Below are 1,869 nucleotides of genomic sequence, written 5' to 3'. Positions count from 1 at the left end.
TCGCCCGGTGTCAGGCCCAGGTCCATCCCCACCTGCGAGATTCGGTCCGCGATATACTGGCCGGCCTCGTTGCGCAGGTTCACGACCCCCACGCAGATGCCGCCTTGCCAACGCGCGAGCCCCCGGCGAGGCGCCGGAGCGGCCACCTCGGTCACGAAATTCCGAACGATCTCTTCAAGGCGGCGCCCCTCCACAACCACGTCCTCAAGGGCCGCCGGAGACTGGGCGGCGGGATCCTGGGCCGGTGGCGGAGAAGCAGGCGCCGCGCTTTGCGGCTGCATTAACGCCAGCGAGATCGCGCCCGCCATCATCCAGTCAAGCATCACGCAGCTCCCGATCAGCCGCCATCCGATGGAGGCGTTTCGACCCTGATGACAAGGTTGGATATCGTCAATCGGGTCAACTCATGGCCTTTCGACGCCGTCTGCCGCGTCGTCGCAGAGACGAAGCGGGTAGCCGCCGTCGGGCTGCGGAAGGAACGGGCCCCGCGGCGTGATTGGAAACGGCGTGTCCGGTGCGCCTTGCGTCAACCCTTCGGCAAGACGATATCCTGTCCAACAGGGTGGCGGCCGGTGAGTCGCGCCAAGAAGCATCCCGAGAAGGCCTGAATGCGCGATCCGATCGAACTGATGAACATGAACCTCGTCCCCATGGTGGTGGAGCAGTCCAGCCGGGGCGAGCGGGCCTTCGACATCTTCTCGCGCCTGCTGCGCGAGCGGATCATCTTCCTGACCGGCCCCTTCGAGGACGGCATGGCTTCGCTGATCTGCGCCCAGCTGCTGTTCCTGGAATCGGAGAACCCGAAGAAGGAAATCAGCATGTACATCAACAGCCCCGGCGGTCAGGTGACCTCGGCGCTCGCGATCTACGACACCATGCAATACATCCGCTCGCCGGTTTCGACGGTGTGCATGGGCATGGCGGCCTCGGCCGGTTCGCTGATCCTCGCCGCCGGCGCCGCCGGCCAGCGCGTGGCCCTGCCGAACGCCCGCATCATGGTGCACCAGCCCTCGGGCGGCTTCCGCGGCCAGGCCTCGGACGTCGAGCGCCACGCCGAGGACATCCGCTACACCAAGCGCCGCCTGAACGAGATCTATGTCCACCACACCGGCCGGACCTACGAGGAAGTCGAAAAGACCCTCGACCGCGACCACTTCATGAGCGCCGAGGAAGCCAAGGCCTGGGGCATCGTCGACCACGTCTACGACCGCCGCGAACAGGCCGAGGGCGACGGCGTCAAGACGGTCTGACCTGACGCTCAATCAAGTCGGAGAGGGGCGCGCCGTGAACGGTGCGCCCCTTTTCTTTTGTGCTATCAGGCCGCCATGGAACAGACGCGCGAAACCAGCGGCACGGTCGAGGTCGACGGCGAAACCTACGAGTGGGAAATCCGCCGCCAGCCGCGGCCCCTTGCGGGCGGTAAGTGGGACGGCATGGGGATTAGCCTGCGCCTGAAGGGGTTCCCGCGGGAAGCGGTCGTGCTCTTCCCCATGCCGATGCGGCCGAACGGCCGGCCGGACATGGAGAAGCAGAGGGTCGATCTGGACCACGTGCGCAACGCCGTGGCGTCCTCGATCGAGGCGGGCTGGAATCCGACGTCGCGCGGCAAGGCCATGGTCTTCGACGTCGACGGCGAGGGCCGCTGATCCTCAGGACCGTTCCTTGAACACGCGGAATCCGGCCTCGTCGGCCATGGCCAGCATTTCCGTGTCGCCGGACGTATCGCCATAGGCCGCGGCCAGTTTGACGTCCGCGCCGAAGGCCGCGCGCAGCCGCCGCACCTTTTCCTCGCCCCGGCAGTTGGGGCTCGCGAAGGCGCCGGTGACGCGGTCATCGCCGTCGAACACCAGCGGCGTGCCCAGCAGGGCG

At 67.0% G+C, this 1,869-nt stretch carries 3 protein-coding genes and 1 pseudogene; 2 read left to right on the top strand and 2 right to left on the bottom strand.

All coding sequences use genetic code 11. From position 1 onward, the window contains the following. Positions 1-323 (bottom strand): annotated as a pseudogene (locus V6M42_RS05495) (hypothetical protein); the annotation flags it as partial. A 285-nt stretch (positions 324-608) separates the two neighbouring features. Here V6M42_RS05495 and V6M42_RS05490 point away from each other — a divergent pair. Continuing rightward, the gene (locus V6M42_RS05490; RefSeq protein ID WP_332659239.1) at positions 609-1,250 is read left to right on the top strand and encodes an ATP-dependent Clp protease proteolytic subunit; all 642 of its coding nucleotides are present in this window, start codon (positions 609-611) and stop codon (positions 1,248-1,250) included. A 75-nt stretch (positions 1,251-1,325) separates the two neighbouring features. After that, positions 1,326-1,646 carry a hypothetical protein gene (locus V6M42_RS05485; protein WP_332659238.1) on the top strand — a complete coding sequence of 107 codons (321 nt, stop codon included), beginning with the start codon at positions 1,326-1,328 and terminating at the stop codon, positions 1,644-1,646. A 3-nt stretch (positions 1,647-1,649) separates the two neighbouring features. Here V6M42_RS05485 and V6M42_RS05480 read toward each other — a convergent pair. Then, the coding region (locus V6M42_RS05480; RefSeq protein WP_332677690.1) for a haloacid dehalogenase-like hydrolase at positions 1,650-1,869 on the bottom strand (220 nt) is incomplete at its 5' end.

The organism is Brevundimonas sp., assembly GCF_036677305.1.
In the GTDB taxonomy this organism is placed as follows: Bacteria; Pseudomonadota; Alphaproteobacteria; order Caulobacterales; family Caulobacteraceae; genus Brevundimonas.
Note: the sequence above shows the minus strand (reverse complement) of the source record. Positions and strands in the feature narration are given on the sequence as shown.

What these genes read in the sequence shown, in the direction of transcription:
- V6M42_RS05490 (WP_332659239.1), top strand. Translation starts at nt 609, where the DNA reads ATGCGCGATCCGATCGAACTGATGAACATGAACCTCGTCCCCATGGTG.
- V6M42_RS05485 (WP_332659238.1), top strand. Translation starts at nt 1,326, where the DNA reads ATGGAACAGACGCGCGAAACCAGCGGCACGGTCGAGGTCGACGGCGAA.